The following is a 16,175-nucleotide window of genomic DNA, read 5'->3' on the forward strand; positions in this document are numbered from 1 at the left end:
AGCGTCATGGTTGCGATAGGTTTTCAATGGGCAACCATTCGAGGACGCGTTGGATGGAGGCGTCCCAGTAGTCCCATTTGTGGTCGGCGGCGGATTCCTCGTAGGTGAGGCGGAGGCCCTTTTCCGCCGCGAGATCGCGGAAGGTGAGGGAGTCCTGGTAGAGGAAATCCTCGGTGCCGCAGCAGGCATAGAATTTGGTGTCGGGAATCCCGTCCAGGTTTTTGAGTTGGTGGATCAGGTCGTTTCCTGAGCCGGGAATGTTTTGCATGGCGCCGAACACGGCCTGGAAGGTGCGCCGCCGGCAGTCGTCCCATTCGTCGTTGATATGCGAGGCGAGGTCGAGCGCACCGGAGAGCGAGGCGGCGGCCGCGTATTGGCCAGGGCAGTTGAGGGCGAGCTTGAAGGCCCCGTACCCGCCCATCGAAATGCCGGCCACGAAGGTTTTTTTCGGATCGTCGGACACCTTGAACCAGCGCTTGACCAGCATGGGGAGCTCTTCCGAAAAGAATTCCCAATAGTTGGAGCCATGGTGCATGTCGCAGTAGAAACTCTTGTAGGCGTCCGGCATGACGATGGCGAGGTTGTAGCGGTTGGCATAGCGCTCGATCGAGGTGCGCCGGCACCAGATGGTGTTGTCGTCGGACAAACCGTGCAGCAGGTAGAGCACGGCGGGCGGCTCCTTCCAGGCTTCCGGATGTTCCGGCAGGATCAGGTTGGCGCCGAGCGAAAGCCCGAGCACCTGCGAGTCGAAGTTGGTTTCCAGTAAGGCCATGGGTTGTTTGCGGTTTCTATGTTAAGGTTTCGCGTTTCCTACAGCGTTTGTTCCCCTGCGTCCGATTGGCGGATGGCCACCAGCGTGTCCCCAAGGTTCAGTTTGGTTTGGGGGCCGGGGTCGAACGCGGTGGTGCCATCGCGGTGCTTAACGGCAATCACCATCGAACCCAGCGTCTGGCGGACGCGTGCTTCGGACAACGTTTTGCCGAGCATGTCGCTATCTTCTTCGATGGAGTGCTCGAATACCTGGAGGGCGATGCTCTTGTCGGTCGTCACCAGCTCGATCAGGTCGACCACCGAGGGGCGGGTGAGCAACTGGGCAATCTGGTTGGCGCCGGTCGAGATGGGCGAAACGACGCGGTGCGCCCCGGCCTTGCGGAATTTGCGGGAGTTGTCGGGGTCGTGCACGCGGGCGATCACGCGCAGGTTGCGGCACAGTCCACTGGCGGTCAGGGTCAGGAAAAGGTTTTCGGCATCGGAGTCGAGCGCGGCCACGAGCGCATCGGCCTCGCAGATCTGGGCCGCCTCGAGCGTCTCCTCCTCGGTGGCGTCGCCGGGAATGTGCGGGATCCCCAGTTCCAGCATGCGCTTGACCACCTCCTCGTTTTCCTCGATGACGACGAAAGGCTTGTTGGCCGCCTGCAGCTCGGCGACGACGCGCATGCCGGTGCGGCCGTAGCCGCAGATGATGGCATGTTGTTTCATTTGGGCGATTTTCTTCATCATGGTTCTTCTCCCGAAAACGTTGGTGATGCTGCGCTGGAACATGAATTCGGCCAGGCGGGTCAGGCAATAGGCCATCACGCCGACTCCGCCGAAGATCAATAGCGAGGTGAACAGCCGACCGGCGTCCGATAGGGGGTGGACTTCCATGATGCCAACGGTTGAGACGGTTATGACCGTCATGTAGAAACTGTCGAGCCAATTCCATCCCTCGATCATCCGGTAGCCCATGGTGCCGAAGAACAAGACCAGGGCAATGCCAATGATCCCTTTGCGGAGACCGGAAGCGAGTTGCTCATTGATAACTTGGAACCTCATGTGCGCCAGTAAAACGGATTGAATCGGCTCTTTCCAAACCTAAATGCTTTTTAGTAGCTTGTCTGCGAGGTTTTATGCATCCATTTACCAGAAAGCTGTTTCTCTACCACGTTGTCCTTCTTGCAGGATGCAGTAGTACGAAAAACGCAGAAGCCAAGTCGCCCACGGGCACGGTTTCGCTCCATTATGTCGCACGTTTGTATACGATGCGCATTTCGATGTCCGGCAAGAACGTGGTGTTGAAAAACAAATACAACACCGTCGAAATCGAGACCAACAGCCGCCGCGCGTGGATCAACGGCATCATGGTTTGGCTGCACCACCCCTGCCGTCAATACGGCAAGGAGTGGGCCATCCGCGAGGTCGATTTCAAGCAGGGGATCGACTGCATCATGCGTTCCTATGCCTATCTGGACAAACGCACGCCGAAGATGGTGGTGCTCGACCCCGGCCACGGGGGCAGCGATCCCGGCGCAACCGGAAGCCGGAAAAAGATCGACGAAAAGCAAGTTGTGCTTTCGATTGCCATGCGGGTCAAGGCGCATCTCGAAGCCAAGAAGATCCTGGTTCGCATGACGCGCTCGTCCGACACCTATCCCTCGCTTCCGGCCCGGACCGACCATGCCTACAAGGTCGGCGCCGACCTTTTCGTGAGTATCCATTGCAACGCGGCCGGCGATTCCTCCGCCAGCGGGGTCGAAACCTTTGTGATGACCGTTGCCGGGGCCGATTCGAGCAACCATTACGGCCAGCCCGGCGACAAGTTCGAGATGAAAAACAACCGGTTCGATGCCGCCAATGCGGTACTCGGCTTCTCCGTGCATGGCAATCTCGTCAAGCATACCAAGCGTTCCGACCGCGGTCTGCGGCGCGCCCGGTTGGCGGTGCTCAAGAATGCGCCGTGCCCGGCCGCGCTGGTGGAATGCGGTTTTCTTTCGAATCCCGACGAGGAGGCCCTGCTGGCTTCGAGCAACTATCGCGAGGCCGCCGCACGCGGAATCTCCAGCGGCATCCTCGGCTACTTCACGCTCGTCAAACGGGCGCGGAAATAGGTTTTTGCCCGTTCAGGCTTGCAACCGTTCCCCGTTCGGGTAGCGTGCAACCTTGTTCGCTAGGGGAGTCGGCGGTGCCGACTGAGATTCCAACCCTTGGAACCTGTGCGGGTTATGCCGCGAAGGGAAGCGAGGTTGCCCTCCTTCATGTTTCCGTTTGCGAACAATTAACGATTAACCATTAACGGATAACGAAAACATGAGCGGTTACGGCAAATATTTTCCCCGATCTGAAAAAATGTATGTGGAGGGGTCGCGCCCGGATATCCGGGTACCGTTCCGCAAGATCAAGCTGCATGGCGAAAACGAAGACCTGCGGGTCTACGATGTCAGCGGCCCCTATACCGACCCCGCCTACGAACCCGACCTCAAGCAGGGGCTTCCCGCCATCCGCGCGGACTGGATTGCCGGACGCGGCGATGTTGAGGAGCACGCCTCCGGCGTCGATATCCTCTCCAATTCCGACAAAGCCTTCCAAGGCCTCCGGCGCCGGCCGCTCCGCGCCAAGCCGGGCCAATCCGTTACGCAAATGACCTATGCGCAGCAGGGGGTTGTTACCCCCGAGATGGAATTCGTGGCGATCCGCGAGTGGGTCGAACCCGAGTTTGTCCGGGCTGAGGTTGCCGCCGGGCGCGCCGTCATCCCGCTCAACATCAACCACCCCGAAGCCGAACCGATGGTCATCGGCCGGAAGTTCCGCACCAAGATCAACGCCAACATCGGCAACTCCGCACTCGGTTCCTCGATCGAGGAAGAAGTCGATAAAATGCAGTGGGCCACCCTGTGGGGCGCCGACACCGTGATGGATCTTTCCACCGGCGCCGACATCCACGACACGCGCGAATGGATTGTCCGCAACTCGCCGACGCCCATCGGCACCGTTCCGCTCTACCAGGCGCTCAAGAAAATCGGCGACAATGCCGACGGCCTCTGCTGGGAACTCTACCGCGACACCCTCATCGAGCAGGCCGAACAGGGCATCGACTATTTCACCATCCATGCCGGTGTCCTGAAAAAAGACATCCCCGCCGCCAAGGAGCGCAAGCTCGGCATTGTTAGCCGCGGCGGATCCATCATGGCCAAGTGGATGGTCGATAACGGCCAGGAAAACTTTCTCTACACCCACTTCCGCGAAATCTGCGAAATCATGCGCGCCTACGACATCACCTTCTCGCTCGGCGACGGCATGCGCCCCGGTTGCATCGCCGACGCCAACGACGAGGCCCAGCTTTCCGAACTCAAGACGCTCGGCGAGCTGACCAAGATTGCCTGGGAATACGGCTGCCAGGTCATGATCGAAGGCCCCGGCCACGTGCCGCTCGACAAGATCAAGATCAACATGGACAAGCAGCTCGAGGATTGCTTCGAGGCCCCGTTCTACACCCTCGGCCCGTTGGTCACCGACTGCGCGGCCGGCTACGATCACATCACCTCCGCCATCGGCGGCGCGGTGATCGGCTGGTACGGCACCTCCATGCTTTGCTACGTCACTCCGAAGGAGCACCTCGGCCTGCCCAACCGCGACGATGTGAAAGAGGGCGTCATTGTCCACAAGATTGCCGCGCACGCCGCCGACCTCGCCAAGGGCATTCCCGGCGCGATGGACCGCGACGAAGCCATGCGCAAGGCGCGCGGCGAATTCCGGTGGGTCGACCAATTCAACCTCACCTTCGATCCGCTCCGCGCCAAGGAATACCGTTTGGCCTCGCTGCCCCCCGAAGAGCGCGACAAGACCGACCAGCACTACTGCTCCATGTGCGGCGAGCAATATTGCTCCATGCGCATCTCCGCCGAAATCCGCAAGTCGTAGGGTTCGTCGGCATCCGATCGTCGATCTTCCTGAGTGCCGCCGGAGTCCCGCTTCAAGCCTCGGTCGCCTTGTTGCGTTCGCTTGACTCGCATTTCGATATGCTTATAGTCAACGGCTTATTTTGAAGGACGGGCCGCTTTTGCGCGGCGGTTATCGGTTCCGAGTTATGGGTTATCAGGCTATTCCCCGATAACCGACAGCTAACAACTAAAAACCGGAGCTGCACTGCAGCTCCTCTAAAGGAGTTAATTCATGAATAAAATGACGATCCAAGACCTGGATGTTCAGGGCAAGCGTGTGCTGATGCGCGTTGATTTCAATGTGCCGGTGAAAGATGGCGTGGTTGGCGACGACACCCGTATCGTCGCGGCTCTGCCTTCCATTAATTATGTGCTGGAAAACGGCGGTTCGCTCATCCTGATGAGCCACTGCGGACGTCCGAAAGGCGAAAAGAACATGGAGTTCACCCTCAAGCCGGCGGCCGACCGCCTGGCCGAGCTGGTTGACGCCAAGGTTACGCTTGCCCCCGACGTGATCGGCGACGAAGTCAAAGCCCTGGTTGAAGCGTTGCCGGCCGGCGAAATCCTCGTGCTCGAAAACGTTCGCTTCTACAAGGAGGAAGAGGGCAAGGGTTGCACGGCCGAAGAGCAGGAGGCTTTTGCCAAGGAGCTCGCTTCCTACGGCGACGTTTATGTTTCCGACGCCTTCGGCACGGCGCACCGCGCGCATGCCTCCATGGCCGTCGTCACCAAATACATCGACCAGTGCGCCGCCGGGTTCCTGCTCTCCAAGGAAATCGAATATCTCGGCAAAACCCTCGAAGCCCCGGAAAAGCCGTTCGTGGCCATTATTGGCGGCGCCAAGATTTCCGGCAAGATCGATGTGGTCATCAACCTGATGGACAAGTGCGACAAGATTCTCATCGGCGGCGGCATGGCCTACACGTTCTACAAGGCGATGGGCAAGCAAATCGGTGGATCGCTGGTGGAAGACGATAAGGTCGAGCTCGCGGCGCAGATCCTCAAGCAGGCCGAAGAGAAGGGGGTTGAACTGCTCCTTCCGATCGATAACACGGTGGCCGACGCGTTCTCCGCCGAGGCCAACGTCAAGGTGGTCGGCGACTCGATCGAAGACGGCTGGATGGCCCTGGACATCGGCCCGAAAACCATCGAGCTCTACTGCGATGCCGTTGCCAATGCCAAGACCGTGGTTTGGAACGGCCCGATGGGCTGCTTCGAAATGGCGCCGTTCGCGGCGGGAACCTTCTCCGTTTGCGAAGCCGTTGCGAAGTCCGACAGCATCAGCATCATCGGTGGTGGCGACAGCGTTGCCGCGGTCAACCTGTCCGGCGTTGCGGATCAGATGAGCCACGTTTCCACCGGCGGTGGCGCTTCCCTCGAATTCATGGAAGGCAAGCAGCTCCCCGGCATCGTTGCCCTGACCGATAAATAACCGGTCCTTGCAACGGCAATAAAAAATGCGCCATCCCCGAGGGGAGGCGCATTTTTTTTTGGGGGCGTTTCCGTTTATATCCGTTCGATAACAAACGTTCCTGAATAGGCGTCAGGAGGGAATTGCGATAGGGTCGAATAGTCAAAGGTTCCGGCAATGCTGGTGCTCGCGCCGTTTACCGTGGCAATCATCGCGTATTCTTCGTCGTTAGCTGTGAGGGTAATGTCGAGGAACGAGCCGGCGAACAGGAGATAGATTTCGAAGTTTCCGCTGCGGTAGTTGGCGCCATTCTCGAATTCGGAGGAGTTTTGCCATGGGAGCTCAAGCTCGATGGGATCTTGGACGGTTCCCGATTCGGTAGTAAAAGTGAGGCGCCATGCATAGGTAGGGACTGTTGACTCCTCTCCACCACCGTTATCGCCATCGTCGTCGCCGCATCCAATAAGCAATAGGGCGCTGCAGGCGGTTGCCGCGGCCAGAACGCCCCGACGGGCCAAATTTTTCCATTCAAATTCCGTTTTCATATTTTTTTCTCCATCCACCGGGGTGTCCCCTGGATTCTTTTCAAACAAATAAGGCAGTCATACTAGCCATGATTCGGGGTAAAGCAATGCACTTTTGCGCGGAGTTTTGGCTTTGCACCATCAAGACCGTATAGACCGGCCTGCCTGGGTTTCGTTCAAAATGCGTGGGATGCCGGATCTTGGTCGATCCCTTCCTTGCCTTTCATGAAAAAAGCCCGCACTCCGGGGAGGGCGGGCTTTCTGCAATCCAGTAGGGGGGGATTAGAAGCGGTAGGTAACTTTTCCGCTGATGATGTTTTCCTGATAGTCTTTCGAGAAGAGGCCGTCGTAGTCGATTTCGAACTTGGTGTTCTGGTATTTCCAGTTCCACACGTCGAAGCCGAGGCCGAGGCGCATCAGGTCTTCTTCGCGCGAGCGAACGCCGAGCGTGACCGGGGTGCCATAGATGGTGGCATCGAAATCCTCTTGGTCGGCATTGAACTCGTGCAGCCAGTGGGCGCGGACTTCGGGAATGAAGGCCAGCCCCTGGTTCAGCCAATCCAACTGATGGAAGGTGGAGAGGTTTACACCGAGGGAGGAGAGGGCGGACCAGGAACCATAGGCTTCGTAGGTTGCCTCGTCCTGGGTGTTGCCGTCGGCGTCTTCGTACTGGTAGATCGCACCCGAACGCTTGAACTCTTCCTGGCCATACATTGAGGTGAGCAGGGAGGCTTCCGGGGTGAGGGAAATCTTTTCAGCAATGTCGAAGGTCATGCCGCCGCCAACATAGGCGCTAAACAGTCCCGAGTTGAAGGTGGGGGTCCCGTCGGTAAGGATGCCGGAGATGCTGCTGCTTTCCTCGGTTTTGGACGATCCCAGCGTCAGGGCCATGTCGACGTAGAAAGATTCGCCACCGACGGTGGAGTAGATCGAGCCGTGGAAGTTCTTGACGTCGGCGTTGTAGGACTCCGCATCGATATCCGAGCGGGAATAGCCGCCGGCAAAACCGAGCAACAGGTTGCCGAAGTTTTTATCGATGCCGATCACCGTGCCGAACGTGGCCATTTCGTAGGCGGAGAAGTTCTCGGAGGCATCGCGGTCGCCTTTGGATCCATAGGCGCGAATCCAACCCTGCCAGGTGCGCTGGTCGTCGGTCTTCGGGCCGGCCACGCCAGTGGGCTGGGCCGGGGAGGTGAACTTGGGCGTGGTGGAGGCGAATCCGTTCATGGAGCGGAATTCGGTGTTGCGCGCCGCAATTTGGTGGTTCATCTGCTGCGCGTTCTGGAACGCCGCTTCGGTCGCATCCGGAATCTGGGCAATCGAGTAGCGAATGGCCGTGGAGCCGGTATCGGCACCCAGGGCATTCAGGGCATAGAAGTCGGTGTTTGCCAAATTCGTGATGGCATTGTCGATTTTGCCGATAATGACGCTGAGCTCTTCCAGTTCGCTGCCAACGGATTTGTAGCCATATTCAACCACGAGGCCGTTGTTGGTTTTTGCCGCCGTGGTTTGGGTCAGCCAGCCAAAGTCGGTGGAGACATACTGTTGGAGATCGTTGGTGGAAGCCAGTACGTTTCCGGTGGAGATTTGCACGTCGCCCATGTATTCGGCGGCGATGCCGGTGGCCTGGATCTTAGCGGTCGTGTTGGAGAGCACCAGGTTGCCGGTCAGCGATCCGCCTTGGAGGGTGGAAACGCCGTTGGTGTCGAAGACGGGAACCATGCGCATGTAGATCCGGGAGTTGTCGCCCATTTCGATGTTGCCCGCAGTGGACTCGACCGTTCCGTATCCGGCATCCAGCACGGTGCCGTCGGTCAGGTAGGCGCCCTGGCCGAACCTCAGGATGCTGTTGGTGTTGCCCAGCACAAAGGAGGATCCGGCCTCGGTGATCACCTGGAAGTCATTGAACTGCATGGTGCCTTCCACGATCGATACGTCGGTGAAGAACTTGGCTTCCTCGGCCGCGTCGAGGTCAACGATCACCGTACCGGCGGTCTGCTCGAACGAACCGGTGTAGGTGGCGTTGGTGGAAATCTTCATCGTGGTGGTCTGGCTGCCGACCGAGTAGATGTCGCCGCCAATGGAGCCCCCCAGGATGTTCAGGGCTTTGGAAGTGGTGTCGTTGGAGACATAGATGTCGCCGTTAATGATGGTGGGTGCCGTGTTGGTGACCTCGTTGATGGTTACGTTGGCTTCTTCGGCCACCAGGCCATAGTTGCCCGCTTGGGTTTCGCCATTGGCGCGCCCGCCTTTGCCGCCGGTGAATTCGCCACCGTTGATGGTGAGGCTGCCTGCATTGACATAGACGCCGGCACCGCCGAAGGCTTCGGCAGTCCCGCCACTGGTTGCGAACCCGCCGTTGCCGCCTTTGAACGTGCCGCTGTTGATGACCACCGTGGAGCTTCGGGCGGAAAGGCCATGGCCGCCGACCGCTCCGGCATAGCCGTTGGTGGCCGCCACCGACGCGGAGCCGCCAGCGGAGCCGGTGGCCGTGAGTTCGTCGATGGTGATGCTGGTAACACTCTCGAGGCGGACACCCGCTCCGCCGTGGGCAATGGCGGTTCCGTTGTCGTCCGTGGGGAGGATTTCGATCGGGTATTCGTTGATTTCGAGGTCGTAGTAGCCGCCTGGGATGATGCTGGCCGTGGAAGAGATTCCGGCCCGGGCAATGGCGTTCGACAGGGTGGTGGTGCCCGTGCTGACGAGGATCAACCCCTCGCCGCCAACCGCGTTGGCGAGGCCGTCCGGACCGCCGACCGTGACTTGGGCGGCACCGCCGCCAAGAAAGGTGGCGTTTTCAATGGTGGTGCCTCCGGAAACGCCGTACAGGACTGCGCCGCGTCCGCCGCGCCCGTTGCCGTAGCCGCTGACGGTGTCATAGTTGGTGAATTCGATGGAACGCGTGCCGCTCTCCACCACGCTACCTTTGAAGTCGCCGGCAAGGTATGCGCCGCCGGCCTTGATATCCTGGGCATAGAGGCCGTCGCCGCCGGAAAAGTCAGCACTGCCGTTGTAGTTGCCCCCCCCGGAGTTGACGGTGGAACCGGAAAACGGGGAGCCTGCAATCAGGTCGTTGGCATCGCCGGAAATATTGTTGACGATCAGGCCACTCTGAAGCATCGCAATGGCTATGCCGCTAGGGGCCGCCTTAAAGCTGTCGGTCTCGGAGGATTCGGCATCGCCGATGCCGCCGAGGAACGAGGCGCTCTGGATGTTGATCAGGCCTCCCTTGGTAACGAGCATTCCGGAAAAGTTTTGACCGCCCTGGTAGATGCCTTCCAGGAAGTTCCAATGGGTGCTGATTTGCCGGTCGGGCCAATCTGTATAACTGTCCAGCTGCCAAATGGTCACCGCGTTGTCGGCCGTGCGCTGCCGGGAGTTGGAGCGGTCGATCTTCTTGCCGGTCATCTTGACGGTGGGTGTGAGCGTGTTGTCGATGACGATGGTGGCACCGCCGTAGCCATCTTTGCCGCTCACTTCGGCAAAGCGACCGTCCACATCGTGGTAGAGCTGGACGAGGACATCGCCGGTTTCCCCTTTCATGAAGGAGGCCTCGCCGGAGCTGGAGGTAAAGTTTTCCGGCCATTGAATGGTGCGGGCCCATGCTTCGCCAATCGCTTTGCCATAGGAGAAAGCCTCGCTATTCTGCTGACTGGTTCCGCGGTTGGCGCGATAGTTGCCGGCGCCTCCGTTATAGGCATTGCCACTGTCAACAGCCATCCACTCGGACTCTGCCTGGCCCAAGGCCCCCTGCACCAACAAAACGGCGGAAATTCCCAATATAAGTTGTTTCATCTGTTATCCCCTCGGTAGTTGTCTCGAAACTCTTCTTACAAAAAGATGGTACAATGTACCCGCGACCCACCCATCGATCAATCCATTTCGGCTACAAAATAGCGATGAGAAGCAGGGGGCATCGGCGGTTTCGCCGCTGGGCCTGTGGCGCAAATTGGCTCGCCTGCCTGCTTGTCAAGCCAAGGGCCAGTCGCTACATTCTGCGCTTCCTAAATTACGTATAACGTACTTCGTATTGCGTATTGCTTGTTGAGACGGGATGTCGGTGCGGCATGGAAGTGAAATACGCAATACGTAGTACGCAATAGAAGGGCGAACCATGTTCAAGGAAATTTCCAGTAAAGTAAGCTTCCCGCAGATGGAAGAGGATGTGATCCAGCTCTGGAAGGAGCAGGATACCTTCAAGAAATCGTTGGAACTCCGGGAAAACGCCAAGGAATTCGTTTTTTACGACGGCCCGCCGTTCGCCACCGGCCTGCCGCACTATGGCCATTTGCTCGCCGGCACGATCAAGGACATCATCCCGCGCTACCAGGCGATGCGCGGCCACTATGTTTCGCGCCGGTTTGGCTGGGATTGCCACGGCCTGCCGATCGAGGCGCTGGCGCAGGAGGCGCTCGGCCTTGCGGGCGCGCCCGCCATCAAGGAAGCCGGGGTGGGCGTTTTCAACGAGCAGTGCCGATCGATGGTCACCAAATATGTGGAGGAGTGGGAGAAAACCGTCACGCGCATGGGGCGCTGGGTCGATTTCGAGAACGACTACAAGACCATGGACACCCCGTTCATGGAGACGATTTGGTGGGTCTTCTCGCAATTGTGGGAACAGGGGCGCATCTACAAGGCGCACCGCATCATGCCCTATAGCTGGAAGCTCAACACGCCGCTTTCCAATTTCGAGGCGGGCCGCAACTACCAGGACGTGCAGGATCCGGCCATCACGGTCCGCGTCCGCCTGCTGGATTTCGAGTTCGAGCACGCCAGCGCGCTGATCTGGACGACCACCCCCTGGACGCTGCCCGGCAACCTGGCCATCTGCGCCGGGCCGGACATCGACTATGTGGCCATCAAGGACAAGGAAACCCACGAGGTGTTCGTGCTGGCGCAGGCGCGCCTTTCGGCCTACTACAAGAAGGAGGAGGAGTATGAAATCCTCAAATCCTATAAGGGGTCGGAACTCAAGGGGCTCGAATATGAGCCGATCTTCGACTTTTTCGCCGACAACGAAAACTCCTTCCGGGTGCTCAACGACGACTTTGTTTCGACCGGGGACGGCACCGGCATCGTCCACATGGCGCCGGCCTACGGCGAGGACGACTACCGCGTCTGCCGCGAAGCCGGCATCCCGCTGGTCGACCCGCTCGACGACGACTGCGTCTTCACCGCCCAGGTGCCGGACTATGCCGGGCAGTTCTGCAAGGAGGCCGACAAGGCGATCATCAAGGCGCTCAAGCATGGCGGCAAGTTGATCCACCAAAGCACGATCCAGCACAGCTATCCCTTCTGCGAACGCACCGACACGCCGCTGATCTACCGCGCCATCGATGCCTGGTATGTGCGGGTGGAGGATCTGCGCGAACGCATGCTCAAGAACAACGAGGGCGTGCACTGGACGCCGGACTATGTGGGCGAAAAACGCTTTGCCAATTGGCTGGCCGATGCCAAGGACTGGAACATCAGCCGCAACCGGTTCTGGGGATCGTGCATCCCGGTGTGGGTCAACGTCGAGAACAAGGACGACATGATCTGCATCTCGTCCATCGCGCAGTTGGAGGAATTGTCGGGCCGGAAGGTGGACGACCTGCATAAGCACCATGTGGATGAAATCCTCATCGAAAAGGACGGAAAAACCTACAAGCGCACGCCGGAAGTGCTCGACTGCTGGTTCGAGTCCGGGTCGATGCCGTACGCCCAGAACCACTATCCCTTTGAAAACAAGGCGCATTTCGAGGCCAACTTCCCGGCCGATTTCATTGCCGAGGGGCTCGACCAGACCCGCGGATGGTTCTACACGCTGATGGTGCTTTCCACCGCGCTGTTCGACAAGCCGGCCTTCAAGAACGTGGTTGTCAACGGGATGGTGCTGGCCGAGGACGGGCTCAAGATGAGCAAGCGCCTCAAGAACTATCCCGACCCCATCCACGTGATCAACCAATATGGGGCCGATGCGCTGCGCCTCTATATGATCTATTCGCCGGTCGTCCGCGCCGAGTCGCTGCGGCTTTCGGAGGATGGCGTCAAGAATGCGCTGCGCCACCTGATCCTGCCCTGGTGGAACGCCTACAGCTTCTTCATCACCTATGCCAACATCGATGGCTGGACGCCGGAGCAGTCCGTGCCGGAGCGCGACAACCTGATGGACCGCTGGATCCAGAGCTCGCTGGCGCGCCTGGAGCAGCAGGTGACCGAAGCCATGGATGCCTACGACCTGCAGGCCGCCGTCCGCCCGTTCGTGCAGTTTATCGAAGACCTGACCAACTGGTATATCCGCCGCTCGCGCCGCCGTTTCTGGAAGACGGAGGACGACACCGACAAGGTTCAGGCCTATTCCACACTCTACGACGTGCTGCTCGGCCTCTCCAAGATTGCCGCGCCCTTCACGCCCTTCATCTCCGAAACGATCTATCAGAATTTGAAGGTGGAAAGCATGCCGGAATCGGTGCATCTGTGCGACTTCCCCACGGCGGCCGACGCCAAGCGCGACGAGGTGCTCGAAGGCCAGATGGCCCTGGTGATGAACGCGGTGGAGCAGGGCCGTACCCTGCGCGCCGAATACAAGCTCAAGAATCGCCAGCCGCTCGCCAGAATGCACGTCGTGTGCGAAGATTCAGCCCTGCTCGCCAACATCCAGGAGCTCGAAAGCCTGATTGCCGACGAGCTGAATGTGCGCAACGTCGATTTTGGCACCGATTCCTCCAAGCTCGCCACCACCCAGGCCAAGCCCAACTTCAAGCAGCTCGGCCCCAAGCTCGGGCCGCTGATGAAAAAGGCCGTTCCGCTGATCAATAGCCTGACGGACGCGCAGATTGCATCCCTCTCCGCCGGAGAAACCGTTGCGGTCGAACTGGATGGGAAAACGATCGAGCTGACGGCCGACGACATCGAAATCGTACGCAATCCGAAGGAGGGCATGGCCGTGAGTGCCGAGGGGTCCCTCGTGGTGGGGCTCGATACGCAGCTCAACGACGATCTCGTCTCGGAAGGGTTGGCGCGCGAATTCGTCAACAAGGTACAAAACTTGCGTAAGGAAATGGATCTGGAGATCACCCAGCGGATCAAGGTCCGGTTCAGCTCCGATGAAGAGGTCGTGGCCGCGGTTTCCGCGCACCGGGACTATATCGGAAACGAGACGCTGGCGCTCTCCTGCGAATCCGCCGTTGTGGAAGGCGAAAAAAACATGGAACTGGATTTGAACGGACACGCCTGCCATGTGTCCATAACGACCGCTTGAAGGAATTGAAACGAAGGAAGGTTGGATTATGGGAACCATGCAGCCGTGGATACGCAAGGTATGCGAAAAACCTGTGTTCCAACCAACCGGAAATCCAATCCATATGCGGGTTGACACTGCATGGGTCAGATGATAAATACCCAACCCTTTATTCGGGTTCGGAACTGAATTTTGACTGGAGAAATCTCGAAAATGCCTACGAAAAAGACTGCAAAGAAAGCGCCTGCCAAGAAAAAGGCCGCTGCCAAGAAAATAACCGATACCGCTCCGGTTGCCATGAGTAGTGGCGGACCGCTTTCCGGCAAGATCGCGAAAAACAAGCACTTTACGGCCAAGCAGCTCAAAGAGCAGCTCCGCCGCCTGCTGGAGCTTCGCGAGCGGGTCACCGGTGAAATTATTTCCATCAACCGCGACTCCCTCAGCCAGAACGACCGCGACCCGTCCCTCTCCGACCAGGGGACCGACACCTTCGACCGCGAGTTCGCCCTCAACCAGCTTTCCAACGAACAGGACGTGCTCTTCGAAATCGACGAAGCCATCCGCCGTCTTGAACGAGGTAGCTACGGCATCTGCGAAATGACCGAAGTGCCGATCAATATCGAGCGGCTCGAAGCGCTGCCCTACGTGCGCTATTCCATCAAGGCGCAGTCGGAAATCGAAAAGGGGCACACCACCTACCGCCCGTTCGGTTCCACCATGCACGGCATGTAGCCGAGGCGGCTTTGGACTGTTAATGGCCACGAAGAGGCACAAGAGGCACAAAGAATCCTGTGGCAAGGGTCTTCGTGCCTCTTGTGCTTTTTTGTGGCCATGCCCTAGGGGGGAGGAAGCGAAATGCTGGGTTTACTGATTGGGTTGGCCATTCTGTTTCTGGACCAGCTGACCAAGCAGGCGATACGTGCGAATCTCGTCTACGGCCAAAGAATTCCCGTCATTGAGGGTTTCTTCAACATTGTCTATGTCCGCAACGACGGTGCGGCGTGGAATATTCTTAGTGGCCACGGAATCATCCTGATCCTGATCTCCGCCGCGGTTTTGGTGCTGCTGTTGGTCTACCGCCGCCATTTTCTCCAGGAGCATCTGCTCTCGCACCGGATCCTGCTCGGCCTGATGATCGGCGGCATTGCCGGAAACCTGATCGACCGCATCCGCTTCGGCTGGGTGACCGACTTCCTCGATTTCCATTTCTGGTCCTACAACTATCCGTCCTTCAATGTGGCCGACTCGGCCATCTGCATCGCGGTCGTCCTCTACATCGCCATGAACTTCCTGGAAGAGAAAAGAAAGAAAAAGGCGGAAGCGGACGGGGAGCGGGCGGATGGCTAGCGCTTTTTTCCTCGTTGGAACAACCGCTTCCGGGAAGAGCGCGGTGGCGCAACACATCGCAGAGCACACAGGCCATCTGATTGTTTCCGCCGACTCGATGAACCTCTACCGGGGCATGGATATCGGCACCGCGAAGCCCTCGTTGGCCGAGCGCGCCAAGGCCGACTATGCCGGCTTCGACCTGGCCGAACCGACCGAAAAGTTCAATGTTTCCGCCTATCTCGACGCCGTTCGTCCCGCCTTCGAATCCGGGCGCGAAATCATTGTGGCCGGCGGCACCGGGCTCTACGTCAAGTGCCTCACCGAAGGCTTCGACGATGTTCCGCCGGAAGTGCCCGCCCTGCGCGCCGAGCTCGAAGCTCTCGATTACCCTGCCCTTGAAAAACGGGCGAAGGAAGAGGCCCCGGCCTTGTATCAAGATTTAACCGAGGACGACCGGCAAAACCCCCGCCGCCTCATCCGCATCATTGAACGTACCGCAGGCGTCTCGCCTGCCCCGCAGAACAGATCCTGGAACACCAAGCCCAAGCCCACCATCGTTGGCCTCCACGTTGAGCGCGAAGTTCTCCTGCGGCGCATCGAACGGCGCGTCGAACAAATGTACGGCGCCGGCCTGCTCGAGGAAGCCCGCGAGTTGATCAAGCTCGACCTCTCCCAAACCGCCCTGCAGGCCATTGGTTATGCCGAAGCCTTTGGCGTTCTCAACCAGGCAATGACCTTGGAGCAGGCCAAGGAAAGAACCATCATCCGAACCCGCCAGCTCGCCAAGCGCCAAATGACCTGGTTCCGCAACCAGCTCCATGTGGAATGGGTCGGTACGGCGGATTATCCAACAACCGAAAAACTCGCCGAAGCCGTTTCGGATGCGTGGAAAAAACACGGTGCAACGCCTGTGGAGATATGAACCACGAAATACACTAAACACACGAAAACAGTTCCATCCGTGAGCCTTTCGTGTATTTAGTGTGTTTCGT

Annotated in this window: 10 protein-coding genes, 1 pseudogene and 1 riboswitch; of the genes and pseudogenes, 7 read left to right on the top strand and 4 right to left on the bottom strand. The window is 58.9% G+C overall.

The window, feature by feature from the left end; genetic code table 11:
- Positions 1-4: 4 nt before the first annotated feature.
- Complete coding sequence (locus E9954_RS18645; protein WP_136080797.1) at positions 5-772, bottom strand: alpha/beta hydrolase; 768 nt, start codon at positions 770-772, stop codon at positions 5-7.
- Positions 773-810: 38 nt separating this feature from the next.
- Positions 811-1,815 carry a potassium channel family protein gene (locus tag E9954_RS18650; protein WP_136080798.1) on the bottom strand — a complete coding sequence of 335 codons (1,005 nt, stop codon included), beginning with the start codon at positions 1,813-1,815 and terminating at the stop codon, positions 811-813.
- 74 nt (positions 1,816-1,889) lie between these two features.
- On the opposite strand from E9954_RS18650, the gene E9954_RS18655 reads away from it, so the two are divergent.
- The 3 genes and pseudogenes from E9954_RS18655 (at position 1,890) to E9954_RS18665 (ending at position 6,129) form a co-directional block, all read left to right on the top strand.
- Positions 1,890-2,867, top strand: a complete 978-nt coding sequence (locus tag E9954_RS18655; protein WP_136080799.1) for an N-acetylmuramoyl-L-alanine amidase family protein — start codon at positions 1,890-1,892, stop codon at positions 2,865-2,867.
- Positions 2,868-2,918: 51 nt separating this feature from the next.
- Positions 2,919-3,012: riboswitch (TPP riboswitch) on the top strand.
- A 54-nt stretch (positions 3,013-3,066) separates the two neighbouring features.
- Positions 3,067-4,668, top strand: a pseudogene (gene thiC, locus E9954_RS18660) (phosphomethylpyrimidine synthase ThiC); the annotation flags it as partial.
- A gap of 261 nt (positions 4,669-4,929) precedes the next feature.
- Positions 4,930-6,129 carry a phosphoglycerate kinase gene (locus E9954_RS18665; protein ID WP_136080801.1) on the top strand — a complete coding sequence of 400 codons (1,200 nt, stop codon included), beginning with the start codon at positions 4,930-4,932 and terminating at the stop codon, positions 6,127-6,129.
- 74 nt (positions 6,130-6,203) lie between these two features.
- Here E9954_RS18665 and E9954_RS18670 read toward each other — a convergent pair whose 3' ends face one another.
- Together E9954_RS18670 and E9954_RS18675 are read right to left on the bottom strand one after the other, a co-directional pair.
- Positions 6,204-6,653 carry a hypothetical protein gene (locus E9954_RS18670; RefSeq protein WP_136080802.1) on the bottom strand — a complete coding sequence of 150 codons (450 nt, stop codon included), beginning with the start codon at positions 6,651-6,653 and terminating at the stop codon, positions 6,204-6,206.
- A gap of 261 nt (positions 6,654-6,914) precedes the next feature.
- Positions 6,915-10,427, bottom strand: a complete 3,513-nt coding sequence (locus E9954_RS18675) for an autotransporter family protein (RefSeq protein WP_136080803.1) — start codon at positions 10,425-10,427, stop codon at positions 6,915-6,917.
- 319 nt (positions 10,428-10,746) lie between these two features.
- On the opposite strand from E9954_RS18675, the gene ileS reads away from it, so the two are divergent.
- From ileS to miaA, 4 genes are all read left to right on the top strand, one after another.
- Positions 10,747-13,875 carry an isoleucine--tRNA ligase gene (gene ileS, locus E9954_RS18680; protein ID WP_136080804.1) on the top strand — a complete coding sequence of 1,043 codons (3,129 nt, stop codon included), beginning with the start codon at positions 10,747-10,749 and terminating at the stop codon, positions 13,873-13,875.
- Between the two features lie 192 nt (positions 13,876-14,067).
- Positions 14,068-14,586, top strand: a complete 519-nt coding sequence (locus E9954_RS18685; protein ID WP_136080805.1) for a TraR/DksA family transcriptional regulator — start codon at positions 14,068-14,070, stop codon at positions 14,584-14,586.
- Between the two features lie 123 nt (positions 14,587-14,709).
- Positions 14,710-15,201: a signal peptidase II gene (gene lspA, locus E9954_RS18690; protein WP_136080806.1), complete on the top strand. Its 492-nt coding sequence runs from the start codon at positions 14,710-14,712 to the stop codon at positions 15,199-15,201.
- Entirely contained in the window at positions 15,194-16,105 is a 912-nt protein-coding gene (gene miaA / locus E9954_RS18695) for a tRNA (adenosine(37)-N6)-dimethylallyltransferase MiaA (protein ID WP_136080807.1), read from the top strand. Before lspA ends, miaA begins: the two co-directional genes overlap by 8 nt.
- Positions 16,106-16,175: the final 70 nt, after the last annotated feature.

It is taken from the genome of Pontiella desulfatans (assembly GCF_900890425.1).
GTDB lineage: Bacteria > Verrucomicrobiota > Kiritimatiellia > Kiritimatiellales > Pontiellaceae > Pontiella > Pontiella desulfatans.